The sequence below is a fragment of the Desulfogranum mediterraneum DSM 13871 genome (assembly GCF_000429965.1).
Taxonomy (GTDB): Bacteria; Desulfobacterota; Desulfobulbia; order Desulfobulbales; family Desulfobulbaceae; genus Desulfogranum; species Desulfogranum mediterraneum.
This window is the reverse complement of record NZ_AUCW01000024.1, coordinates 1-24115: the sequence shown is the minus strand read 5'-3', so window position 1 is coordinate 24115 and position 24115 is coordinate 1. Positions and strand designations below refer to the sequence as shown.

The following is a 24115-nucleotide window of genomic DNA, read 5'->3' as shown; positions in this document are numbered from 1 at the left end:
GTCCCCATTAGTCCCGGGGAATTCCCCGCCTGCCCGAAAAGGAGGCCGCGCGGTCCAGGCCGGCCAGTTTTAGACCTTAATCTGCCATACCTGCTCGTCCAGCTGATCCAGCTTGATTTCTTTTTCCAGAAATTGCCTGATCACTCTGATATTGGTCAGGGTATGGCCCGTCGGCCTGCAGGTCAGCAGCTGCCCCGCACCTGCCAGGGCCAGGGGGATCAGGAGTTGGTCTGCCAGGTGTGGACCAACCGCGACCCCGGCATCCAGATATTGCTGAACCTCTGCCACGACCCCTGCTGCCACGGTCTCGGCCCGGACTCTTTTCTCGCCAAAGCCGGTAAAGATCTCGGTGAGTTGGTCGGATTGGGCATAGACAGCGACCACATTGCCGGGACCATACCTTGGGTAGTGGAGCAGTTCGCTGTCCTGCTCGCTCACAGGCAGCTGCTCCTGAATGACCTTCAGCTCCCTCCGGCCTATCTGGCCGGGCAGTCCTGCGCAGATGGCCCTTGCCCTGAGGCGCAGGTTTGAACAGCGTCCTAGCTGGAGGGGCGCCAGCCGGACCGACGGCTCGATGGTGATCCGGATCCTGCCGCCACCGGCAGGGTAGAATCCAGGCCGCTCAAGCTCTGCCGCCGCCTTTAGGCCCAGCTTCTCCAGCAGGGGCAGGAAGGCACCCTTCAGGTAGTCGAAGGTGGGGGCAAAGGGATTATGGGTCCCGCCTTCCAGGATAATCGTTGAAGCGCCACTTGCCCTGATCAGGGCCGGCATGACGGCCTGGAACACCAGGGTGCAACTCCCTGCAGTGCCGATGGAAAAATGGTAATTTCCGCCACGAACCGACTTAGGCCTGAAACTCAGGCTGCCGGATCGCAGCGCAGCCCCACTCACCTCTGCCTGGCCGATCTCCTGGGCAGCAAGAACCGCTGTAAGATGCTGCCCCAGCAGGCCCGGTTTCCTTCGCTGACCGCGGATACGGGTAATCTGAAAGGCACGGCCTGTAACCAGGGAGAGCCCGAGGGCTGTCCGCAGGACCTGGCCGCCACCCTCCCCTGCCGATCCATCGATCCTGATCATTGTTGATCCTCCATATCTGGGTGGAGTGGAATAAGCAGCTGGCTGCAGCCACCTGGGCTACCTACTGAAGGCAAGTGTCTACAAAGACATCATGATCTGCTTGCCGACAGGCCGGCCTAGTCTTGTAGCCCGGACGTTGCCTGCAAAGAACAGCAACCCGGTTTTATGTATAAAACGAGTAAACCGGTCTTGATTGATGTCAACTCCTCCCCTTACGTTCACTGTCCCAAACAGACTACATCAAACAAGCTGTTCAGGGAATAATCTGCTACTGTGACCCCAGGCGAGAGCTGAAGGAGCTGAAAGAAAACCTGTTTTATCCAGACTGCATCCAAGGAACCCTGAGATGAAGAGTACCTGCAGCTCGACAAGGCTCCCTGCAACGCAACTTCTTAACCTTTGATCCATCCCGAGGTACCCACTGTCATGAAGAGCCGGAAAAAAAAACAAGCACCAGGGATAACGACAAGCAATTTGCTTCGCAAGGCCAGAGCAAAGTTCAAATCGAAAAAATATCAACAGGCCAAACAGATGGCCCTAAAGGCCCACCAAGGGGCGCAGAACAAGGCTGAGATCGCCCTTCTCATCGCTAGCTGTGATGAACAGATGGGCAGTATTGGCTCTGCCATCAAGTGGTGTCAACAGGCGATCGCGAACGAACCTGATCACCTCGAATCCTTATACAGGTTGGCTGAACTTCTTTTTAACAACAGGGACTATGACGAGGCGGAAAAAATGTATGCCCGGCTGAACCGCATCAAGGCCGAAGACCTGACGCCGATTTCACGCTTGGCATACATCTATTACCAGCAAGGAGACCTGGCCAAGGAATACGCGTTTCTCTTGCAGCTGAAGCACGCAGGCGTCCTGGAAAGCAGAAATCGGCCCCGTATTGTCCACTGTTTTTCATCGCTCCCCGGCAAGGTTGACTACCCTGGGGTGGAGAAGGATATATCTGATTTTCTCGATTACGACAACGTCGACCATACAAAATTATCCTGGAAGATAAGTTACCTCCTTGCAGCAAGATACACCATGAGCGAGGAGGAGAGGGAGTTGGAACTCACCGACCTGATTCAAGATCAGCTCTTGGTGAAGGCCCTGCCCAGGGTCTTCTTCATATCGCCTGAAATCGAGACTCTTCTCACCACGGTTCGCTCCTCCCTGCTCCTTGATATCGCCTACTCCCAAAACCTGCCGAACCTCCTTGTTCCCTTTGTTGAATCTCTGGCCCTCCAGAATCAGTTGAATGAGTATGTCTATTATGTCTCTGATAAAGAAAAAGAGATCTTAAAACTCTTCTCGCAACTCTTGCAAAGCCATACTGACCAGGATGACTGGAGCCCCAGGGAAAGCGAGTTGATTTTACTCATGCTGGCGATGTATGGCCAGCTCTATGATTTGCTGCCAAGAGAGCGTTTGCTCAGTGTTCCGCTGGAGAGCTGGCCGGAATCCCTCCAGGCTATTGCCTGGGCCACCCTCTTTGAGGTGAAACAGGAGCTGGAATCCGCCAGGCTCATCCCGACCCTTACCGAGGTCGACGACGAGACTTCACAGGCGGTACAGGCTCAGTATGAGAGCAACCCCTACCCCCGGTGGGATAATCTGGACAGATGGCCCGGTGAGACCTTTGGCCAATCCATGGCTGCGGTGTTGCCAGGCTACACCCCACCAGCCTGCCTGCTTGAAGAAAAGATCAATATCCTTGTTGCAGGCTGTGGAACCGGCAGACAACCCCTCGCCCTGGCATTGCAGCTGCCGCACTCCTCCATAACCGCAGTAGATATCAGCCGCCGAAGCCTCGCCTATGCAGCAGAAAAGGCGGCGCATTATCAGGTCAACAATGTACAATTCTTTCAGGCCGATATCTTGAAGCTGGGAGAATTGGAGCAACATTTTCACTTGATTGTCTCAACCGGTGTACTCCACCATCTGGCGGCCCCCCTGGTCGGCTGGCAGATCCTGCGCAACCTCTTGCTCCCTGAGGGCATTTTACAGATCGACCTCTATAGTCGGGTTGCCAGAGTGGAAATCACAAGACATCGAGAGATTCTGGCACAGCTGGAGATGACGCCGACACCGGAAAATATCCGACGCTATCGGCAGGCGCTTGCAAAGCAAGAACCAGACTCGTTCATCCTTCAGATCATGGATTTTTACAACTTGAGCATGTGCAGAGACCTGCTGTTCCATGTCCAGGAGCATCAATTTACCTGGCCGCAAATTCAGAAGTGTTGCGATCAACTGGAGATGGAGTTTGTGGGCGTACACGCAAGACCCCAGTTATACCAGCAGTACAGGGCATTATTCCCAGACGATCCCCAATGCCGGGACCTCCAGAATTGGCACCGTTTGGAACTGGAATTCCCCCAATCATTTTGGGGCATGTACAGTTTTTGGTGCAAACAGCGAGAGCTTTCCCCTGCCTGAAGGGGGCAGAAATGATCTCAGTAAACCAGGCAGTTGCATAAAAGCAAACATATCCCGAAAACCAAAATCGTAACATTTCAACCTTTTACACTGAAGGATAAAATTCGTAACGATTTTAACAGTAGCTATTCAGGACCACTTCATTGTAGACTCAGAGTTGCATCTAAAACCAAATTGTTATTTATTAAAATATTATATATTTTCATACCGAGCCGAGACAAAGGATCTTAGGAACCATATTGAGCCTTTCCCCTTTGCCCACCCAGATGAAGCAGGAAGTGATTTCCTGTCATCAAGGGATTGAAGGGAGAGATTACATAGGTATGAGCCTAAGCTTCAAGAAAACCTGAAGAAACGTGGATAACTGATCAACAGGGAGGAAGAGATGAAGAGAAAGATTATCGGAACCGTGGTGGCACTATCCTTCTGGCTGATGATGCCGCTCTCTGCCTCAGCCCTGACCTGGGTGGAGGATAACCGGGAACTCATAGGGGCAGATGGCGTGGAGGTAAACGGCTTCCTCTACGACGTGAGGTTCGTTGGCGGCAGCTGTATCGAGGTCTTCAACAGCTGCCGGGATTTCACCTTTCACACACCTTTTGAGGCCCAGCTGGCCTCCCAGGCCCTCTTGGACCAGGTGCTCATCAACGATCAGGGAGCACGTCAACCCTATGACGTTCTTCCCGGGCTGACCCATACAGGTCAACCATTTAATGATCTATTCATGCCGCTCCGGATCCTGACGCCATGGATGCCTGTCTTCGACCCTTACGCGGTCGGCGTTGCCCTGAACAGCTCATTCGAAAGAGAGGACAGGGTGAGCGATGGCAGGGATCTACCACATTTAAATCCCTTCACGGACCCATGGACCTGGCAAAGGCCGACCGTATGGGCGGTCTGGTCGCCTGCGCAACCGGTGCCGGAACCGACCACCTCACTCCTCTTTGCCATTGGTATCGTCGGCCTGATGGGGGCAAGATCCAGACGACAGAAGAGGTAACCATCTCAAGATACTACGCCTAAGAGGCAGGGGCCACCCGCCCCTGCCTCTTCAGGCTCCAGTGCCAACTCCAGCTCAAGCTCCAGCGCCAGCGCCAGCGCCAGCGACAGCGACAGGGGCGGCCAAGCAGGGTGGCAAAGCAGAGCGGCAAAGGGATGCCGGTCTTATAAGTATATCACAGGGAGGGCTTCAGCCCCTCCCCTGGCACCGCTTCCACGCCGCTTCCTCGCCCCTGTTCCAGGATAATCCCTTTACTTCCAGCAGCCCCTTTGGGTAAAATTAAGAACAACCAGGCTTAGCCTTGAGTTATTGCTCATAGTTACTGGCTAGAGTTATTGGCTAGAGTTATTGCCTGTTGTTATCGCCTGTAGTTATGCCTATACGGCCGAGTCCGATGAAAGGATCTTTCAGGGACAGCGTGGAGATCGCTGATGGGCGCCTCCCTGCCCCTGGTCTTCAGCTCTTATCGAGGCCCTGTGAAAAAAAGCTACCTTCTCGTCATCTTGTTCATCGCTGTCAGCCTCTTTGCCGGCTACCGTTACCTGGGCAGGGAGACACCCATCAGGGTGATGGTGCAGCGCCTGGATACGGGCACGGTGGAGGCCACGGTGGCCAATACCAGAGCCGGTTCGGTCAAGGCCAGACATCGGGCCAAGCTTGCCCCTGCCATCGGCGGTCAGATCGCCACCCTCCATGTCCGCAAGGCCGACACCGTCAAGGCCGGCCAGGTCCTGCTGACCCTCTGGAACCGGGACCTGCAGGCAGAGTTGGAGCTGGCTGAAAGCGAGGCCCTGGTCGCAGAGGCCACCCTCCGTGAGCGTTGCCTCCTGGCTGAACTGGCCGGACGCCAGGCCCAGCGTCAGACCGACCTCATCAAGCGTCGGGCCACCTCGGCCTCCAGACATGACGAGGCCGTGGCCGGCGCCCAGGCCAAGAAGGCGGCCTGTGAGGCGGCCAGAGCCCGGCAGGCGGTCAGCCGGGCCAGGGTGGAGGCTGCCCGCGCCATGGTGGAGCGGACCATCCTGGTTGCCCCCTTTGACGGCATCGTGGCCGAGGTCAACGGCGAGGTCGGTGAGTACATCACCCCCTCGCCTCCCGGTATCGCCACCTTGCCGGCCGTGGACCTGGTCAACATGGGATCGCTCTATGTGGCGGCACCCATTGACGAGATCGACGCGGCCCGGATCCAGCCGGGCATGGCCGCCAGGATCACCCTGGATGCCTTTCCCAAACAGCGTTTCCCGGCCCAGGTCCGCTCCATCGCCCCCTACGTACTTGAACAGGCCAAACAGGCGCGCACCGTCGAGATCGAGGCCGAGTTTCTGGCCCACGCCGCCCCTGACAACCTTCTGGCCGGCTACAGCGCCGATGTGGAGATTATCCTCGAGTCCCGCCCCGCGGTACTACGGCTGCCCAGCGAGGCGCTGCTCGGGGACAGTTCGGTCTATCTCCTTGACCCGGAAGAGAGCAGGATACGGCGGCGGCCGATCCAGACAGGGCTGAGCAACTGGAAGTATACCGAGGTGCGCTCCGGCCTGAGCCGGGGGGACCAGGTGGTGACCTCCATCGATCGCCAGGGTCTGGCAGAAGGGGTCCTGGTTCGGGTGGAGAAGACGGGAGAGGAGAGCGGAAGACCATGATTGAACTGCGCGAGGTCAGCCGCATCTTCTCTGTGGGCGGCCAGGAGGTGCGGGCCATGGATCGGATCTCCTTGGCCATAGAACCGGGTGAATATCTCTCGATCATGGGCCCTTCGGGCTCCGGCAAATCCACCCTGCTCAACATCCTCGGCCTGCTCGACACCCCCAACAGCGGCAGCTATCTGCTGGAGGGGCAGGATGTCACCAGCCTCAGCGACAGACAGCTGGCCGCCACCCGCAGCCGCAAGATCGGCTTTATCTTCCAGTTCTTCCATCTCATCCCCCGGCTGACTGCCCGGCAGAACATAGAGCTGCCCCTGCTGCTGGCCGGTGTGCCCCGCAGGCAACGGCTCGAGCGCAGCAGCCGCCTGATCGAGGCCTTTGGCCTTGCTGATCGCCCCCATCACCGGCCCGACGAGCTCTCCGGAGGCCAGCGCCAACGGGTGGCCATTGCCCGGGCCGTGATCAACGAACCGGCAGTGCTGCTGGCCGATGAGCCCACCGGCAACCTGGACCGCAGCTCAGGGGCCGGGATCGTCGAGTTGATGGAGGACTTGAACCACAGGGGCCTGACCCTGGTGGTGGTCACCCATGACCCTGAGATCGGTGAACGTGCTGGAAGACAGATCCGGGTGGTGGACGGCAGAATCGTCCACGACTCCCCTGGGGGATGAGCCATGCGTCCCCTCGATGTGATAGCCTTTTCCCTGACAAGCCTGGGCTCCAACCGGGTCCGCACCCTGCTGATGCTGCTGGCCATGTCCATCGGGGTCGCCGCAGTGGTGCTGCTCACCGGCATCGGCAACGGTGCCCGGCTCTACATCGTCGACCAGTTCGCCTCCCTGGGCACCAACCTGGTGATCGTCATTCCCGGCCGGGCCGAGACCGCCGCCAACACCCCGGCGACCCTGGTGGGCGAGACCCCGCGCGACCTTACCCTGGACGACGCCCAGGCCCTTTCCCGGGGAGAACCGGTTCGGAGGATGGCCCCGATCAATATCGGTGAATTAAGCATCAGCTGGCGCGGCAGGGAGCGGCAGGTCCCCCTGCTCGGCTCCACGGCCTCCCTGCTTGAGATCCACCATCTCCGCCTTGAACGGGGCAGCTTCCTGCCAGAGGAAGATATGGAGATCGCCCGGCCGGTCTGCGTGCTCGGCGCCAAGGTCTATCGGGAGCTCTTTGGGCGGGAGAATGCCCTGGGCGAGCTGGTACGGCTTGGCGGCTTCCGCTGCCGGGTGATCGGGGTGCTCGGCTCCGAAGGCCGCTCCCTTGGGATGGATACCGAGGAGCTGGTGGTCGTACCGGTGGCCTTTGCCCAGATGCTGCTCAACACCGAAGGGCTGTTCCGCATCCTGGTCGAGGCCAGGGATCCGGCGGCCATCGCACGGCTGAAGACCCACATCGGCGTCACCATCTCCAAACGCCACCACGGCGAGGAGGATGTGACCATCATCACCCAGGATTCCGTGCTGGCCACCTTTGACAAGATCTTCAAGGTGTTGACCCTGACCGTTGCCGGGATCGCGGCCATCAGTCTGGTGGTGGCCGGCATCCTGATCATGAACGTGATGCTGATGGCCGTGGCCCAGCGCACCGGAGAGATTGGCCTGTGCAAGGCCCTGGGGGCCAGTCAGCTGCAGATCATGGTGCTCTTGGTGAGCGAGGCCCTGCTGCTCTCTGCCATCGGAGGACTGCTCGGGCTGGGGCTCGGCTTTGGCGGCGCCTGGGCCGCGGTTCAGTTCTACCCTGATCTCCAGGCTGCCCCGCCGCCCTGGGCCATTGCAGCGGCCTTCTCCACGGCCCTGACCACCGGCTTTGTCTTCTCCCTGCTGCCTGCCCGCCGGGCAGCGCGGCTCGATCCTATCCAGGCCCTGGCCCGTCACTGAGGTGCGTCATGGACTTTATCGACCAGGCGCGCTTCGTCCTCCTCTCGGTCCGGGCCAAACCGCTCCACTCGGTGCTCACCGGTCTGGGAATCGCGGTGGGCATAGCTGCGGTGATCCTGCTCACCTCCATGGGGGAAGGCTTACAGCGCTTTGTCCTGGCTGAATTCACCCAGTTCGGCACCAACCTGATCGCCATCAATCCGGGCAAGGTGACCACCTTCGGCTCCTCCCTGGGGGTGATCGGCTCCGAACGACTGCTCACCCTGGAGGACAACGATGCCCTGGCGCAGCTGCCCAGGGTGGAGGCTGCGGTGCCGCTGGTCCAGGGCAATGCCGAGGTAAAGGCCAACGGCCGTACCCGGAGGATCACCATCTACGGGGTAGGCCCGGAGATGGATCGCGCCTTCCGGATGCAGGTACAGTCCGGTCGCTTCCTGCCCCCGGACGATGCCCGCACGGCCAGGCCCTTTGTGGTTCTCGGTCATAAGGTGCGGGAGGAACTGTTCCCGGGCCGCAATCCCCTGGGAGAGCGTATCCTGGTGGGCAACCAACCAGGTCGGGTGATCGGGGTAATGGAGTCCAAGGGACAGATCCTTGGCTTTGACATGGACGACACCATCTATATCCCGGCCGTCAGGGCCCTGGACCTGTTCAACCGTGAGGGCTTGATGGAAATCGATATCCTCTACCGGGAGGGGGCGAATGCCGACGAGATGGTGGCAGCCATCAGAAGGATGCTCCTCCAGCGGCACGGCCAGGAGGACTTCACCATCACCACCCAGCAGCAGATGCTCGATGTCCTGGGCTCGGTGCTGGGCATGCTGACCACCGCGGTCGGCGCCCTGGGCGGGATCTCCCTGCTGGTCGGCAGTGTGGGGATCTTTACGGTGATGACCATAGCAGTGCGCGAACGAACCGGTGAGATTGGCCTGCTCCGTGCCCTGGGGGCGACCCGGGGCCAGATTCTCCTCCTCTTTCTCATGGAGGGAACCCTGCTCGCCGCACTGGGCGGTGCCGCGGGACTGGCCGCGGGTCTTAGTTGCGGCCTGCTCATTCACACCTTTGTGCCGCTTCTGCCGGTACATACCCCCTACCACTTTGTCCTCCTGGCCGAGCTGCTGGCCATGGGGATCGGCGTGATCGCCTCCATCCTGCCTGCCCGACAGGCTGCGATGCTCGACCCCCTGGAGGCCCTGCGCTCGGAATAGCCCCATCGGCTACCTCCCCTCTGCCGGATGAACCATCCATACCAGCACCCAGAGAGTGGAGCATAACCCCCTTAAGTCCGAATCCGCTTTGACCCCAAGCCTGTCTGCCGGGGGGGAACATCATGGAGAGACAGAGAACACTCTCGGGAAATGAGCGCTGTCCGCTCCCTCCCCTCCACCAGCAGGCAGTTCTCCTTCTCCCCTAACGGCTTCTGCCTGCTCCATGCCCCGGGCCTATGGCTGCCGGGCCGGGCGCTAGCCGGCGCCGCCGCCCAGGACCGCGTAGAGGTTGACCCGATTGGCAAGCTTGGCCAGATTAAGTGAAATCAGCACCCGCCTTGCCCCATAGAGGGTCCGCTGGGCATCAAGGACGCCGAGATAACTGTCAAGGCCACCGAGATAGCGTTTATTGGCAAGACCATAGGTCTCGGCAAGGGCATCGACCAGAGACTGCTGCGCGGCCAACTGCCGGTCTATGGTTCCCTGCACCGCCAGGGCATCAGCCACCTCCCTGAAGGCGACCTGAATGGTCTTCTCATACTCGGTCAAAACAATCTGTTGCTCTGCTTCACTGAGCCGGAATGCGGCCCAGATACGACCGTCGAAAATCGGCAGCACCAGCTGCGGTGCAAAGTTCCAGACATCGGTACCGGAGGTGAAGAGACCGGAGAGGGCGTCGCTGGCGGTTCCCACCGAGGTGGTTAAGGAGATCCGAGGAAAGAAGGCCGCCCGGGCTGCACCGATCCGGGCATAAGCGCCCTTGAGACGGTATTCAGCCGCCACGATGTCGGGTCGGTTCAACAGTGTCGCAGAGGAGAGACCGGCGCTCATTGGTCTGGGCGGGGTGAGGCTGCTCAGATCCGCAGGCAGGAGTTCGGCAGACAGCTGACAACCGCAAAGCAGATTGAGGCGGTTGTGGTCCTGGGCCAGCTGTTGGCTGAAGCTGGCCACATCTCTTCTGGCGGCATCCACCCGGGTCTGGGCGCGGCGCAGATCCAGTTCTGTTGCAACCCCGACATCATAACGCCTTTGAATGATATCATATTCGCCCTGCTGATCCTCAAGGGTGGATTGGGCCAGGCTGAGGTTTTCCCGATCCTTGGCAAGGGTGAGATAGGCCCTGCTGACCTCTGAAATCAACAGAATCCGGGCACTGCGCCGTCCCTGTTCTGTGGCCAGATATTCATTCAAAGCCTGCTCACTCAAGCTGCGCGTACGGCCGAAGAAGTCGATCTCCCAGGAGGCAAGCCCCAGGTTCAGGCTATACTGTTCTGTTGTCCTGGCATCCCCCGGACCGATAAGATCGACGGATCGCTGCTGCTTAGCTCCCGCCCCGGCGGCGTTGAGGGCCGGATAGAGCTCTGCCCGCTGGATGCCGTAGAGGGCACGCACCCTTTCCACCTTCAAGGCAACCAAACGTAGATCCAGGTTGTTGGCCAGGGCGGTTTCAATAATCGTGCGTAACTGTTCATCAGAAAAGAACTCCTGCCAGCTCAGTTCCGCAGCCCCTGCCGCACCTGGGACCGTCTGAGTACCCTCATAGGCCGGCCCCTGCGGCCATTCAGACGGTATCGGAGCCAGGGGGCGGTTGTAGTCGGGAGCCAGGCTGCAGCCGTGGAGCAGCAGGGCCGCGGCCAGGAGAAGAAACCATAATCGCCTATTCATTCCCCTGCCCTCCTGAAACATTTTCTTCAACATGTTCAAAGCTTACCTTTTTTCTGTGTTTTCCCAGAAGCTTATAGATCAGGACGTAAAAGAGCGGTGCAAACAGAATCACCAAAAATGTGGAGGTGACCATTCCCCCCAGCACGCCGGTGCCAATGGCCCGCTGGGCACCCGAGCCGGCACCGCTGGCCAGAGCCAGGGGCAGCACCCCGAAGCCAAAGGCCAGCGAGGTCATGATGATGGGACGCAGGCGTAACCTGGCCGCCTCCAGGGTCGCCTCGACCAGGCCCACGCCCTCATCGACCCTGGCCCTGGCAAACTGGACGATCAGGATCGCATTCTTGGTGGTCAGGCCCAGGGTGGTCAACAGTCCGATCTGAAAGTAAACATCGTTGGACATTCCCCGCATGGACGAGGCAATGACCCCACCGATGACCCCCAGGGGCAGGCAGAGCAGGATGGCAAAGGGAATGGGCCAGGACTCATAGAGGGCTGCCAGGCAGAGGAAGATCACAAAGATGGAGAAGGCATAGAGCAGGGGGGCCTGGGAACCGGCCATCCGCTCCTGGTAGGAGAGTCCGGTCCAATCAAAGCCGATCCCCTGGGGCAGCTTGGCGACAATCTCCTCCATGGCCTCCATGGCCTCGCCGGAGCTCATGCCAGGCGCAGGCTCACCCCAGATGTTGATGGAGGGAAAGGCGTTGTAGCGCTCCAGCTTGGGAGAGCCCAGGCTCCAACTGCCGGAGGCAAAGGAGGCAAAGGGGACCATCTTGCCCGCCTGGTTGCGGACATAGAGCTTTTTCAAGTCTTTCGGCAACATACGATAGGGGGCATCTGCCTGGATAAAGACCCGCTTGACCCGTCCTGCCTGGATGAAGTCGTTGACATAGGCGCTGCCAAAGGCCGCCGCGATGGTGTTATGGATGGAGCTGATGGGAACCCCCAGGGCGCCTGCCTTTTCCCAATCCACCTCTATCCGGTATTCGGGCACATCCTGCATGCCGTTGGGCCGAACCCTGACCAGGCGCGGATCCTGGGCCGCCATGCCCAGGAGCTGGTTCCGTGCGGACATCAATTTTGGGTGGCCCAGCCCGCCTCGATCCTGCAGCTGAAAGTCAAAGCCTGTGGCATTGCCCAGTTCGATCACCGCCGGCGGAGAAAAGGCAAAGACCATGGCACTTTTTATCTGTGAAAACGAGCCCATGGCTCTTGAGGCCACAGCCTTGACCTTGAGATCCGGGCGCTGGCGCACCTTCCAGTCCTTGAGCTTTGCAAAACCCAGGGCCATGTTTTGTCCCTGGCCGGAAAAGCTGAATCCAGAAACCGAGAGAAAGGAATCCACCGCCTCCTGCTCATTCTCCAGGAAGTGATCACGCACCCTGTTCATGACCTCCTCGGTCTGCTCCAGGGTCGCCCCTGACGGCAGCATGGCCTGGACCAGGAGGATCCCCTGGTCCTCATCCGGAAGATAGGAGGTGGGCATACGCTGGAAGAGGTATCCCATGGAACCCACGATCAGGAGAAAGAGCAGCAGGTAACGCAGTTTTTTGGCCAGGACCCGGCCGACCAGCCTGACATAGAGATCTCTGGCCCCAAAGAAGAAGCGGTCAAACCAGCGAAAGAAAGGACGAAGGAAAAAGACCGCATTGTCCGAGGGTTCGTGCCCCTTTGCCACCGGCTTGAGCAGTGAGGCGCAGAGGACCGGGGTCAGAACCAGGGCCACCACCACCGAGAGCAGCATCGAGGCAATAACGGTCACCGAAAACTGACGATAAATGACGCCGGTCGAGCCGGGGAAAAAGGCCATGGGGCCGAAGACCGCCGAAAGCACCAGACCGATACCGATCAGGGCGCTGGTGATCTCTTCCATGGACTTGGCCGTGGCCTCCCTGGGCGGGAGCCCCTCCTCGGCCATGATCCGCTCCACGTTCTCCACCACCACGATGGCGTCATCCACCAGAAGGCCGATGGCCAGGACCATGGCGAACATGGTCAACATGTTGATGGAAAAACCGAACAGCCCCAGGACCGCAAAGGTCCCCAGCAGCACCACCGGCACGGCAATGGTCGGGATCAGGGTGGCGCGGAAGGTCCCCATGAAGAGGTACATGATCACAAACACCAGGAGCACGGCCTCAAACAGGGTCTTGACCACCTCGTCGATGGCCACCTTGGTAAAGGGCGTGGTGTCATAGGGGTAGATCACCTTCATCCCAGGGGGGAAATAGGGGCTCATCTCCGCAAGCTTCTCTTTGACGGCATCGGCCGTGTCCAGGGCATTGGCCCCGGCGGCCTGACGGATAGCCATGGCTGCAGAGGGTTTGCCGTTATACCGGGCGATGACATCATAACGCTCGGTGCCCAGCTCGGTCCGACCGATATCACTGACACGCACCACAGAACCATCCGCATTGGTGCGGACAGGGATGGCGGCAAACTCCTCCGGGGTCTGGAGCAGATGCTGAACCGTGATGGCGGCGTTGAGGCGCTGTCCTTTCACGGCCGGTGCCCCGCCGAACTGACCGGCAGAGACCTCCACGTTGTAGGCACGGAGCGCCAGGATGACATCCTCCATGGTTAGGTTGAAGCTGGTCAACTTGTCGGGGTTGACCCAGACCCGCATGGCATACTGGGAGCCGAAGTTGTTGACCTCACCGACCCCGGGCACCCGGGAGAGGATCTTCTCCAGATTGGACTGGGCATAATCCCGGAGGTCATTGCCATCCATGCTGCCGTCTTCGGAGATCAGGCCGACGATCAGGAGATAGTTCTTGGTTGACTTACTGACCTTGACCCCCTGGCGCTGAACCACATCGGGGAGACTGGCCATGGCCAGCTGAAGCTTGTTCTGTACCTTTGACCAGGCGACATCCGGATCGGTCCCCGGGGCAAAGGTCAGATCGATGCGGGAGGCACCGGAGGAAGAGCTGGTACCGGAGAGGTAGAGCATGTCGTCCAGACCGGTCATCTTCTGCTCGATGATCTGGGTTACGGTATTTTCAACGGTCTCACCCGAGGCACCTGGGAAAAACGACTCGATGGCGATGGAGGGCGGAGCGATGGGTGGATACTGGGAAATGGGCAGGTTATAGATCGCCAGCCCTCCTGCCGCCATCATGACGATGGCGATGACCCAGGCAAAGACCGGACGGTCCAGAAAGAATTTTGACAACATCACGCGCCTCCCTTAATTCGCTGCAGAAGCTGCTTGAGATGACTGAGCTGCATGGGCCGAGGCAAGTCCCTGTTCTGACCCTTTTCCTGCAGAGGGGACAGCTTTCACCACGGTACCGGGCCGCAGCATCTGCCTGCCCTCGATGATCAAACGGTCTCCAGCCACCAGGCCCGAGGTGACAAACCATTGATCCTTGATGGCTCGGTCAATGGTCAGCCTGCGGACGAGGACCTTGCCTTCAGGGTCCACGATCATTGCAAAGGGATTCCCCTTGGGATCACGGGAGACCCCCTGCTGTGGTACCAGGATGGCCTGCCGGCTGATCCCTTCCTTGATCAGGGCCTGGACAAACATGCCTGGCAGGAGCAGCCCGTCCGGGTTGGGAAAGACAAGCCGCAGGATGACCGATCCCGTGGTCGGGTCAACGGTAACATCCTGGAACTGCAGACTGCCCTCCTGGGAATAGGGGAGCCCGTCCTCCAGGACAAGGTTGACCCTGTTCAGCTCTGTCCCTCCCTGATCGAGGCGACCGTCTGCCAGGCTGCGTTTCAAACGCAGCAATTCGGAGGTGGATTGGGGCACATCAACGTAGATCGGGTCCAGCTGTTGAATGGTGGCCAGGGCAAGGGGTTGATAGGCGGTTACGATGGCCCCCTCGGTCACCCGGGACCTGCCGATACGTCCGGAAATCGGGGCAGTGACCTGGGTGTATTGGAGGTTAATCCGGGCGGTCTTTACCTGGGCCTTCCAGGAGGCAATCTCTGCCTGGGTCTGTTTCAGGACTGCAGCCGCATCATCATAATCCTGCCGACTTACCGCCTTATCAGCCAGCAGTTTCTGGTAACGGTCAACCCTGGAACGGATGGCAGAGAGATTGGCCTCTGCCCGAAGCAGAGAGGCCTGGGCTGTATCGAGCATTGCCTGGAAGGGAGCGGGATCAAGCTGATAGAGCAGCTGTCCGGATTCGACATCGGAACCTTCCTCAAACAGCCGCCTGAGGATGAGCCCGCTCACCTGGGGACGAATCTCCGCTACCCGAAAGGCCGAGGTACGTCCCGGCAACTCGGTGGTCAGGGTCAAGGGCCTGGGCTGCACCGACAGCACCACAACCTCGCGTGGCTGTGATGGCGGCGCTGCCTGCGCCGGACGCTCAGCGCTGGCCAACACCAGTGAAGCTGCCGCCAGCAGCAAGGCCATAGCTCGGCCAAGGGGTTTGGATACCATTGTATCAACGTGCATTACTAATTCTCCAACTAATTAAAATAATATATGATTTTTCTTTTTTCTCTTAGGACTCGCCTGGATCAAGCAGCCCCTTGAAGAGGATATTAAGAATCACATCCGGATCCTCTGGATAGGGGTGCTGATCAGGGGCCTCCAGCCAGAGATGAAGAAAGGCATTGCTCAGGCTGTCAATACTGACGGCTAGATGGTAGGGCTCGGCGATCCTCTGAAATCGTTGATTGTTCATGCCGCTTTCAAAGATCAGGGCAATATCCTGCAGATGCCGCTCATGTTTTTCTCGAATCTCAAGATCCAGGCCTGCCTTGATATTGCAACTGGCGCCGCGGGTTTCGGCAAAGTAGAGGCGGACGATGGAGACATTGTCCATGAAGATCGCGGCCTTGGCCTTGACGTAGTTGCGCAGTTTTTCGATCTCATCGCCTCTCCCCTCCAGGACCTCATTAATGGCCTGATGAAACTTTCCCGAGAGCTCAGCGATGATTGATCTGTAGAGATCTTCCTTATTTTTAAAGAACTTGTAGAGCGTACCGATGGCAAACTCTGCTTTTTTGGCAATCTCATTCATGGAGACATTGTGATATCCCTTCTCTGAAAAGAGTTCGATGGCCGCGGCCAGCATCTCCTGGCGTTGCCAACGTTTTTCCCGTTCCCGGCGTGAGAGCTTCTCTCCCTCCATAATTCAACCTCCCTGTGATCATATTTGACGCGAACTTACAAAAAATGACGCATGATTCATATAATGAACCGCACATCATATCGTCAAGTGAAATCACCTCCACCCCTCACTATTTTCCTCTCAATTTTCTTGCCCGGTAGAGAGCTGGCTGGCTGTGCAGGAGATCACGTGGCCTCTCCCAGCTGGAAAACCCGGGCAGAGCCGTCTCCGGCCGGCGCCTCCGGAGACCAGGACCGGGCCGACACCATCATAAATTTTTTTCCTTTATTTACAAATAGATACCACGATTTTAACGATTTCAACGGTAGCCTTTCAGGGATACTTTAGGGTATAAATCGGCTCCCAAGGGAGCAGAGGATCTGGCTCACCCGCCCAGGAATAGGGTGGCCGGAGTCAGGGAAAGAGAGAGGAGGAAAGGAATGAGGGGAAGCTATCACCACCCTGGGTTTCAGCTCCCCGCTCCGAGCCCTTGAGCTTGGGGAAGCCTTAGGACATCCAGCTGATGATGGTACGCCCTTGGGAACAAGTTTGCTCAATTTAGCAGTGGGGCCAGATACTAGAGCTACAGGTATTGGAAGCACGGCGACAGGGAGCGACTCTCAGGCCACCGGTAGGGAGAGCACAGCGACAGGGGGCTCTTCTTGGGCCTCCGCTGAGGGGAGCGTGGCCTTGGGCTACCGCTCCTTGGCTGATCAAGCGGATACCGTCTCCATTGGTCGCTCCGGAGCGGAACAGCGGCTCACCAATCTGGCAGCAGGCAGCAGGCAGCAGCGACACCGACACCGACGGGGTGAATCTTGGTCAGCTCAACAGCGCCATCTCAAGCACCAGGGCTGCAACCGCCTGGCTCTCCTCCGCCCCGGGAGGAAGCTCCACTGCCAGCGGCAGCGGCTCCATTGCCAGCGGCCCGGGTGCCTCGTCCCGGACCAATGATACGGCCATCGGCGCTCACTCCACGGTCAGCGCAGACGGCGGCACGGCAATAGGCCAGAACGCCCGGATTGAGGCAGGGGCAAGCAGCAGCGTGGCCCTGGGCAAGGACTCGGTCGCCTCTGAGCCGAACACCGTCTCTGTCGGCTCACCGGGAAACGAACGGCGGCTCACCAACCTCGCCCCTGGTCTCAAGCCCACTGATGCGGTCAACAGGGGGCAGCTTGACAGGACCAACGCCCGGGTAGCCACCAATAGCCAAAACATCCGTCGCAACCGCAGCGAGATCAGCCACAACCGAACAAACATTCAGCAGAACCGTGAAGGTATCAACAGCCTGAGCAGTTCCCTCGATGAGCTGAGGAACGAGTCCCGGGCCGGCATTGCCGCAGCCGCCGCCCTGATCGAACTGATGCCCTCTGCCCCCGGCAAGATCACCCTCAACCTTGGCTCAGCCAGTTTTAAGGGTGAGGTCGCCCTGGGCCTTACCGCTGTGCACCGCCTGGAAGCCGTGGAGAGCCTGATGCTCAACACCGGACTCTCTGTTTCCAACGACGCGGTTCTGGTGCGGGCCGGGGTGAGTTGGGAGTTCTAGCTCCGGATCTCCTCCGGCCCGGATCACCTCCAAGTAATATTCGAAAACCAGGCAAGATAATTGGTGTTTCCACTTGGTTTGCCCAAAGTAAACGCTGCGACAAAGGACTCCCCCTATAAAGGACACCATTCACGCGCTTTGGCTGTCATGCCCGCAAAGGCTGGCATGACAGCCAAAGAAAATGAGCGAGAGGGGAAAGCCCCTCACTGCTCATCCATGAAAATGATCCTTTATTCATGGGAAATCCGGAGGCAGGGAAACCTTGACCCAGCCGTATCACCAGGGTCTATACACTCTTCTTCCCGGCAGGATAGACCAGGGCTGCCAGCAGATAGAGCGCGACCGCTGCGATCACCACTGCTCGAAATCCCAGATGGATGGCCAGGATGGTCGCCAGGACCGCACTGATCACAGAACCGCAGCCGTTGATTCCCCAGGCCCAGGGGATCAGTTCCGGTGCGCGACTGGCAAGCGCCGAGAGCCCCAGGGGAAAGGGGATGCCCATGCAGAAGGCCAGGGGGGCAATCAGGCAGAGCGAAACGCATATCTTCCAGGGGCTGGAAAGCCAGAGCAGCTGCTGAAAGATGGAGGGCAACAGGAAGAGGTAGCACAGGGAGATGACGGCAATGGCGCTCACCGGCAGGATCAGGGCAACACTTTGCAGGCCATTTTTTTGGCTGAGCCGGGAACTCAGGTTGCTCCCCAGGCCGGCAAAAAAGAGAAAGCCTGCTATCACCACCCCTGCGGCATAGAGCGGATGGTGGAGAAAGAGAATGAACTTCTGGATAAAGGCGACCTCGATGAAGAGAAAGGCAAGGCCAAGGGAAAAGAAGTAGCTCACCACCCACCACGATTCATGGCGAATACCCGTGGCTGCTGGCCTGGTTTCCCGGCGAGCCCAGAACCAGAGGGGCGCCAGGATCAGGAGCAGGCTGGCGACTGTTGCCTGGACACAGGTGGCGATCAGGACCAGGTAGCCCTGTTCCAGCAGGGCTAGACCGCCGCCGGCCCCAAGCGAGAGCAGTTCGGCCAGGCTGCTCCATTTGAAAAAATGGGAAAAATAGGGCCTGTCATCGGTGGCAGGCTGGATGTTGAATTTATAGCGGTCTGCAAATGCCCCTGCCCCTGCCCTATCCAGCAGGGCACTGCTTGCCTCGAAAAAGTATGGCCGCTCGAGCTGGTTGTGCTGATTGGCCGCCCGGGCAACCATGCCCGGATAGTAGCCCGGGTCAAAGGAACGGGCCGCACAGAATCGCTCCACCTGCTTAATCTCCTGATCGCTCAACACCCCGTTCTTGACCAGGAGGGTGCTTGTCTGCCAACTGCGAATAAGGATCAGCTGCTGCCCCGGGTTATGCACCCCCAGGCGCTCCAGGGCAGCCACAGCGGTGGCAAAGAGTTTGAGCCCGTCCCGGGGTGGAACCTTGACCCAGCGGCTGATCGCCACCATCCCACCCGAAGAGAGATGGCGGAGATATTCGACCAGTGCCTCAACGGTGAAGGTATAACTCTCCGAGAGGGCGTAGAGACCGGCCGAGGAGCTACTGAACGCGTCGAGCAGGGCGACCTGAATCAGATCGTATCGCCCCCTGCTTTTCGAGACAAAGCCCCGCGCCTCGTCGATATGGAGCCGAACCCCCTGGGCGGCATAGGGGTCTCCGGCAAAGTCGGCATAGCTGTTCATCACCAGCTCGGCCATCTGGGGGTTGATCTCGACCGCATCGATGCTCTTCGCCCCAAGCAGGCGGGCCTGGAGGACATCTGCGCCGCCGCCGGCACCAAGGATCAGGACCCGCGGCTCCTTGAGGAGATGATAGGGCAGAGCCGAGGTGAAATGGTCCATATAGGCAAGGGAGTCCGGCTGGCCGTCATCCCTGGTAATCACGCTCAGGCCGTCGGCGTCGGTGAAGACCCCAAGTTGCTCCGCCGGTTCAAGGGCGCTGTTCAGGCTCAGGCCGGGCGCGTGACGGAAGGGAACGAGCGGACTCCTGACCACGCTGAGCATCCCCAGGGGACTGCTCAGCTCCTCGACCACCTCCCTGCCCAGGACCGTGAGAGTCTGGCTGAGGCCCTTATAGGGTGAGATCTGCAGGGGGATCTTCTGCAGTTGCAGGATGGGGACCAAGGCAAGGGCGAGGACGACCAAGAACGCTGCCAGCCAGCGGGGAGCGAGACGGGATTCAAGAACAGCGACAGCAGTGGCCAGCAAGCCAAGGGCGCCGATGAGATAGAGCGCGGTCAATGGCGCCGCCAGAAAGAGGAGAAGAATGATGCCAAGGGCCCCTGCCCCGGCACCAAGCAGATCAAAACCGTATATCCTGGGAATTTGCGCCGTGAACCGGGAAAAGGTAAGACCGATGCAGTTTGCCGCCCCAAAAAAGGGCAGAGCCAGCAGCAGGTAGAGCAGCAGGAGAGAGAGAAGCTGTCGACCGTCCCAGACCATCTCCAGGGGATTGAAGGGAATCTGCTGGCCGACCAGGAAGCAGAGGATGGAGGAAAGAGAGAAGAGCAGGCCATTGGCCAGGAAGGCCGCAGCAAAACGGGACTGCAGCCACTCACGGCCCAGGCTGAGGAACATGCCGCTGGCACCGTAGCCCAAGAGGGCGAGGCTGATGATCATGTAGGCGAAGTGATGCCACTGGATAATGGCAAAGAGGCGGATCAGCAGGATTTCGTAGGAGAGTGCTGCCCCGGAAAGCAGGGCCACGGCAAAGATAGGCGGCCTCATCAGTGGATCCCGGTGAGAGGCACAAAGCGAACCGGTAGCACCTGACGGGTGGAGAGGCTGCCGTCCCTCCGCTTCTCCACCAGCAGCAGGTACTGGGTCATAAAGGTGCTGCCCACGGGTATCACCATCCTGCCGCCCGGTTTCAGCTGCCTGATAAGCGGCGGAGGGATCTGGCCGGCGGCAGCGGTCACGATAATCGCATCAAAGGGTGCATGCTCCTCCCAGCCGTAATAGCCGTCACCCAGCCTGGTCTCCACATTGGTATAGCCAAGCTGTTTCAGCCGTTCTGCAGCAGAGCTCTGCAGCTTCTCGATGATCTCCATGGAGTAGACCCGGTTGACCAACTCTGCCAGGACCGCAGCCTGGTACCCAGAGCCGGTACCTACCTCTAAAACCAGGTCCGAAGGATCCAGGTTCAGCAGGTCCGTCATGATGGCGACGATATAGGGCTGGGAGATGGTCTGCCCCTGACCGATGGGCAGCGGCCGATTTTCATAGGCCTGTCGCCGATAGGCCTCGGGAACAAAGAGATGGCGAGGCACCTTGGACATGGCGACCATGACCTCTTCGTCCAGACTGCTTTTCTTCAGGTACCTGCTGGTGGTGCGGACATTCTCGATGATCTCCCGGAGCAGGCTCCGGCGCAGCTCCTCATACGGCTCTGCCGCAGCGAGTCTGCCCAGCGGTATCAGCAGCAGGATAAGAACAAATACGCCAACCAGCGTTCTTCTCTGGACCATGGCCACTCCTCTGTAACAGGGGAAGGGTATCAGGGCCTCTCAGGGATCTGTCAGAGGGAAGCGCGATCATAGAGGGTCAGCTCCCATTGCCTGCTGGTTACCTCATGACGAATGATATAGATCGCCCCATCATCACCCTTGAGCTTGAAGTAGCGGTGATCCGGAGCCAGCCAGCGATCCAGGATCTCGACCACCTCCACCTGTTGATGCGTAAACACCAGGCGGCGCGGTGTTTCCTCTCCCCGATACCCTGAATAGCACTCTACCCGGATGACCAGGAGGTTCTTCTTGGCGATCATTCCTCACTCCACCAGGGTCTATGACGCTCCCCCTTCCCCCTTTGCGGCTGTCATCATTCTCTCTGTTCCATTAAAATTATCATCAGCTCAACTCTTGTCAAAAACAATGGCAGCCTCTGGAACAAAAAGCTTGTATGGGGGCCAAGGGATAGCTCCATTTTTCCCGGTTGTCTCCTCAATAAAGATGGTTAATTTTTAAGGGCAGTAACGGCAGTAACGGCAGTAAAGGCAGTAAAGGCAGTAAAGGCAGTAAAGGGTTGCGGATGAAGGCCCACTGGTCCCTGAACGGCCATGCCCAGGCCTCTACAAGGTGATTTCGACCTTACCTGCCCACCATCTCAGACAGGTCGCCCATGCCGGCTCAACTTTTTGCAGATGTTCTGGTCATTCTTCACCTTGGCTTTATCCTCTTTGTGGTGTTTGGCGGTTTCCTGGTCTTGAAATGGAACTGGCTCTGCTCCCTGCACCTCCCCGCAGTGGCCTGGGGAACCCTTATTGAGCTCCTGGGCTGGCAGTGCCCACTCACCCCTGTGGAACAGTATCTCAGAAACCTGAGCAAAACGGCCTATCAGGAAGGATTTGTGGAGCATTACCTTTTGCCCCTGGTCTACCCTTCGGCACTGACCCGATCGATGCAGCTCATCTTGGGGGTCTCGGTTGTCGCCATTAACGGCCTTATCTACGGATACCTGATCGCCAGACAGAGGAAGGCCAGGGGAAATAGAGCCGACAGGGAGAAAAAACACCCGTCCTGAACCGCCAGGCGAGCGGGACAGTGGTTGGTTCTTGCAACTGGGTTGTATGGCCGTAACCGTTCTGTTTTCTATATTAAAGAGGAGACACTATGAACGCTGGAGAGATCTGTAACCGTGAGGTGGTTGTCGTTAATCGAGAACAGACCATACTGGAGGCTGCAAAGCTCATGCAGCAGTACCATGTGGGCGACCTGGTGGTGGTAGAGGAAGGATCCGGGGAAAGGGTACCGGTGGGGATCCTGACCGACCGGGACATCGTGCTTAAAATCCTGGCCCGGGATTTTGACCCGGCAGAGGTTAAGATTGTTGAAACCATGAGTTTTGACCTGCTCACCGCCCTGGAGGGAGATGAACTCTCTGCCACCGTGAAGCGAATGCGCGGCAGGGGTGTACGCCGTATTCCGGTGGTGAATCCGCAGGGAGGCCTGGAAGGGATTATTGCCGTGGATGACCTGGTGGACCTGCTTGCCGAACAGCTGACAGACCTGGTTGCGCTGATTTCAAGGGAACAGCGCCTGGAAGAGCAGCATCGATCCTGACCCTTTCGCAGATCTATCCAGGCTGGCGTTGCCCCTTGATCCATGAAGAAATCAGAAACCATAGAACAACTCCGCCGAATCTCGAGACCTTACTGAGGACACGGGGCAGGCCGTTTATACGTCTGCACCTCTGCAGGATTTGCTTATCCCTGAAGCTTGCCATATCAACAGTTATTACAAAAGGATTCTTCACTACTCCTTTAGAATCTTTTTTCGTGATATCATCAAGCATCAGGATGCCTTCTCTCTCAGCGAGGTGGCAAAATACCCTTCAGCGGAGGTTAGCGCAGGGTATATCTCTACATGGCAGAGATCGGCCTGGTTGAACGCCTCGACCAACACCATTTTCGACTTAAACCAAGACCGATTCGTAGTTTTGGTATCACCCTGGAATGGCTTTTAGCGGAAATCTTTATAAGAGATTTTGGGGTCGAGGCGATCTGGAGGGTAAAGTTCGGCTCAACAGATTATTTTGGGGTGTGAGTAGACCAACTGCATATCGCCTTGTAAAGCGGGTTATGAATAGAGCCAACATCAAGGGGAAACAGGCTACAGGGAAAGGGCTTCGTCACTGATTTGGTGTCGCTATGGTGTCAGGCCCCAATCCTCTACCTATCCATATTCTGGCTCAGCTCATGGGGCATGGCAGCCCGATAACCACTGAAATATATCTGCAAGTTGTCGGGGAAGAAAAAAGAAAGCTGGTCCTCGATGCCTGGGAAGATTAATACCACGCCCTTTGATTGTTTGCGTGAGATCTGTACGGCGCTACCCTCGATCCTCTTTTTTCTGGTATCAAAAAGCGAGATCCGGACCAGCTGCCGGCGACGATTTTGATACCAGATCTACACACCTGGTCGGCCCGGGCCGAGAGGAAATGATACTGCCCCCACCCCTCAAAAAACTAAATTTGAAACAAAACAGGAAGAGCTGAATTCAAGTGATAAGTGCATAACCCACTGATTCCCTAAGAAAAATTAACAAAACGGATTGACTCCGCCCCTGGTTAACATAATAATACTCATTATAACAAAAAGCATTTAGGGAAAGGAGGTAACATGGCTGTACAATCTGAAAGAATAACTATTCTTGGAACACCTGATTTTAAAGCATTCTTAACAAGAGAGGCTAAGAGGGAAGGTGTCAGTATGTCTGAACTTGTTCGGCAGAGATGCACCAAGCAACAAGTGGGTTCCTTGAAAATTAAATACAGTAATTCGCAGCATCTTGACAGTTAACTTGCTGTTTTTGCATAAATTTGGTACAATTCTGTCGATTTGAGATCAAGCGGTAACCTTACTCGATGGAGACAACCATGATTCAGCCCGGCTTTTTCGATCTGCAGGATAGATTGCTCAAAATTGACAAGAATGGTGACCCCCTCGCTAGGCTGAATGAGGTTATTGATTGGGAATTGTTCCGACCGGCTATCGAAAAAGTCCGCAATAAGAAACGAAAGTCAAACGTTGGCCCCAGAGGATACGATGCGATATTGCTGTTCAAGATCCTTATCCTGCAGTCACTGTA

The 24115-nt window shown here is 58.1% G+C and carries 19 protein-coding genes and 2 pseudogenes; 12 read left to right on the top strand and 9 right to left on the bottom strand.

Annotated features, from left to right (window positions below; translation table 11 throughout):
* Positions 1-69 precede the first annotated feature (69 nt).
* Positions 70-1077, bottom strand: coding sequence for an RNA 3'-terminal phosphate cyclase (rtcA, locus tag G494_RS0112455; protein ID WP_028584811.1), 1008 nt, complete (start codon positions 1075-1077; stop codon positions 70-72).
* A gap of 531 nt (positions 1078-1608) precedes the next feature.
* Between rtcA and G494_RS25530 the strand changes: the two genes are divergently transcribed.
* The 6 genes from G494_RS25530 (at position 1609) to G494_RS0112425 (ending at position 9241) form a co-directional block, all read left to right on the top strand.
* A complete protein-coding gene (locus G494_RS25530) occupies positions 1609-3507 on the top strand; it encodes a methyltransferase domain-containing protein (RefSeq protein WP_161629988.1) in 1899 nt (632 codons plus the stop codon).
* A gap of 385 nt (positions 3508-3892) precedes the next feature.
* Positions 3893-4507 carry a PEP-CTERM sorting domain-containing protein gene (locus tag G494_RS0112445; RefSeq protein ID WP_028584809.1) on the top strand — a complete coding sequence of 205 codons (615 nt, stop codon included), beginning with the start codon at positions 3893-3895 and terminating at the stop codon, positions 4505-4507.
* 476 nt (positions 4508-4983) lie between these two features.
* Positions 4984-6147 (top strand): efflux RND transporter periplasmic adaptor subunit, encoded by a 1164-nt coding sequence (locus tag G494_RS0112440; protein ID WP_035246411.1) that lies wholly within the window; start codon positions 4984-4986, stop codon positions 6145-6147.
* A complete protein-coding gene (locus G494_RS0112435) occupies positions 6144-6821 on the top strand; it encodes an ABC transporter ATP-binding protein (RefSeq protein ID WP_028584807.1) in 678 nt (225 codons plus the stop codon). Before G494_RS0112440 ends, G494_RS0112435 begins: the two co-directional genes overlap by 4 nt.
* A gap of 3 nt (positions 6822-6824) precedes the next feature.
* Positions 6825-8033, top strand: a complete 1209-nt coding sequence (locus tag G494_RS0112430) for an ABC transporter permease (RefSeq protein ID WP_028584806.1) — start codon at positions 6825-6827, stop codon at positions 8031-8033.
* An 8-nt stretch (positions 8034-8041) separates the two neighbouring features.
* A complete protein-coding gene (locus G494_RS0112425) occupies positions 8042-9241 on the top strand; it encodes an ABC transporter permease (protein WP_028584805.1) in 1200 nt (399 codons plus the stop codon).
* A 255-nt stretch (positions 9242-9496) separates the two neighbouring features.
* Here the strand turns inward: G494_RS0112425 and G494_RS0112420 are convergent, their stop codons facing one another.
* The 4 genes from G494_RS0112420 to G494_RS0112405 are packed head-to-tail and all read right to left on the bottom strand — an operon-like array spanning position 9497 to position 16002.
* Positions 9497-10906, bottom strand: coding sequence for an efflux transporter outer membrane subunit (locus G494_RS0112420; RefSeq protein ID WP_028584804.1), 1410 nt, complete (start codon positions 10904-10906; stop codon positions 9497-9499).
* Entirely contained in the window at positions 10899-14081 is a 3183-nt protein-coding gene (locus G494_RS0112415; RefSeq protein WP_035246396.1) for an efflux RND transporter permease subunit, read from the bottom strand. Before G494_RS0112415 ends, G494_RS0112420 begins: the two co-directional genes overlap by 8 nt.
* Before the next feature lie 12 nt (positions 14082-14093).
* Positions 14094-15320, bottom strand: coding sequence for an efflux RND transporter periplasmic adaptor subunit (locus G494_RS23270; protein ID WP_051305656.1), 1227 nt, complete (start codon positions 15318-15320; stop codon positions 14094-14096).
* Positions 15321-15369: 49 nt separating this feature from the next.
* Positions 15370-16002: a TetR/AcrR family transcriptional regulator gene (locus G494_RS0112405; RefSeq protein WP_028584802.1), complete on the bottom strand. Its 633-nt coding sequence runs from the start codon at positions 16000-16002 to the stop codon at positions 15370-15372.
* Positions 16003-16545: 543 nt separating this feature from the next.
* On the opposite strand from G494_RS0112405, the pseudogene G494_RS28100 reads away from it, so the two are divergent.
* Both G494_RS28100 and G494_RS26850 read left to right on the top strand, forming a co-directional pair.
* Positions 16546-16686 (top strand): annotated as a pseudogene (locus tag G494_RS28100) (hypothetical protein); the annotation flags it as partial.
* Between the two features lie 28 nt (positions 16687-16714).
* Positions 16715-17527, top strand: coding sequence for a YadA C-terminal domain-containing protein (locus G494_RS26850; RefSeq protein WP_028584801.1), 813 nt, complete (start codon positions 16715-16717; stop codon positions 17525-17527).
* A gap of 286 nt (positions 17528-17813) precedes the next feature.
* On the opposite strand, the gene G494_RS0112390 is transcribed toward G494_RS26850, so the two are convergent.
* Genes G494_RS0112390 through G494_RS0112380 form a run of 3 tightly spaced genes read right to left on the bottom strand, consistent with a single transcriptional unit; the run spans position 17814 to position 21294 of the window.
* Complete coding sequence (locus tag G494_RS0112390) at positions 17814-20255, bottom strand: polyamine aminopropyltransferase (protein ID WP_208597675.1); 2442 nt, start codon at positions 20253-20255, stop codon at positions 17814-17816.
* The gene (locus tag G494_RS0112385) at positions 20255-20995 is read right to left on the bottom strand and encodes a protein-L-isoaspartate(D-aspartate) O-methyltransferase (RefSeq protein WP_084456771.1); all 741 of its coding nucleotides are present in this window, start codon (positions 20993-20995) and stop codon (positions 20255-20257) included. The genes G494_RS0112390 and G494_RS0112385 overlap by 1 nt, the downstream gene beginning before the upstream one ends.
* Positions 20996-21045: 50 nt before the next feature.
* Complete coding sequence (locus G494_RS0112380; protein ID WP_028584798.1) at positions 21046-21294, bottom strand: hypothetical protein; 249 nt, start codon at positions 21292-21294, stop codon at positions 21046-21048.
* 353 nt (positions 21295-21647) lie between these two features.
* Between G494_RS0112380 and G494_RS0112375 the strand changes: the two genes are divergently transcribed.
* Both G494_RS0112375 and G494_RS0112370 read left to right on the top strand, forming a co-directional pair.
* Positions 21648-22049, top strand: coding sequence for a DUF2784 domain-containing protein (locus G494_RS0112375; protein WP_028584797.1), 402 nt, complete (start codon positions 21648-21650; stop codon positions 22047-22049).
* 89 nt (positions 22050-22138) lie between these two features.
* On the top strand, positions 22139-22588 hold the full coding sequence (locus G494_RS0112370; protein ID WP_028584796.1) for a CBS domain-containing protein: 450 nt from the start codon (positions 22139-22141) through the stop codon (positions 22586-22588).
* Positions 22589-22601: 13 nt separating this feature from the next.
* Here G494_RS0112370 and G494_RS27415 read toward each other — a convergent pair whose 3' ends face one another.
* Positions 22602-22820: a hypothetical protein gene (locus G494_RS27415; protein WP_208597674.1), complete on the bottom strand. Its 219-nt coding sequence runs from the start codon at positions 22818-22820 to the stop codon at positions 22602-22604.
* 71 nt (positions 22821-22891) lie between these two features.
* On the opposite strand from G494_RS27415, the gene G494_RS26845 reads away from it, so the two are divergent.
* Positions 22892-23071: a hypothetical protein gene (locus G494_RS26845; RefSeq protein ID WP_028584795.1), complete on the top strand. Its 180-nt coding sequence runs from the start codon at positions 22892-22894 to the stop codon at positions 23069-23071.
* 832 nt (positions 23072-23903) lie between these two features.
* Positions 23904-24115: pseudogene (locus G494_RS27410) on the top strand (IS5/IS1182 family transposase); the annotation flags it as partial.